The sequence below is a fragment of the Pseudomonas sp. 05N434 genome, from assembly GCF_056396965.1.
On sequence record NZ_JBFTMK010001104.1, the window covers coordinates 1 to 491 of the forward strand.

Sequence of the window (491 nt, forward strand, 5' to 3'; positions counted from 1 at the left end):
GCATCGTTGCTGCCGGTGACGGTGACAGTCACCAGATGGGTGGCGACGCCACCGAGGCCATCACTGACCTGCACACTGAACACTTCGTTGTGACTCTCGCCAGCCTTCAGCGATTGCACGGCACTGGCGCGGTGACGGTGACAGTCACCAGATGGGTGGCGACGCCACCGAGGCCATCACTGACCTGCACACTGAACACTTCGTTGTGACTCTCGCCAGCCTTCAGCGATTGCACGGCACTGGCGACACCGTCGGTGCCATTGGCCAACGTGTAGGTCCATTGGCCGCTGCTGTCGACGGCGATCGAGCCGTAGCTGCCGGTGTTTGACCCGGCAATGCTCCAGGTCGCGGTGGCTGCATGATCGATGTCAGTCGAGCTGAATTGGCCACTGACGCTGAGGGTGCTGTCCTCCTGCACGGCGCCGACATCGTTGCCGCTCGCGAAACTGAGCACCGGTGCATCGTTGCTGCCGGTGACGGTGACAGTCACC

2 protein-coding genes are annotated in these 491 nt (G+C 62.7%); both read right to left on the reverse strand.

Going from position 1 to position 491, the window contains the following annotated elements; all coding sequences use genetic code 11:
• A partial coding sequence (locus AC1DLB_RS31945) for a VCBS domain-containing protein (protein WP_477786528.1) occupies positions 1 to 119 on the reverse strand: 119 nt, incomplete at its 3' end.
• On the reverse strand, positions 107 to 491 hold a 385-nt coding region (locus tag AC1DLB_RS31950; protein ID WP_477786527.1), incomplete at its 5' end, for a VCBS domain-containing protein. The genes AC1DLB_RS31945 and AC1DLB_RS31950, both read right to left, overlap by 13 nt.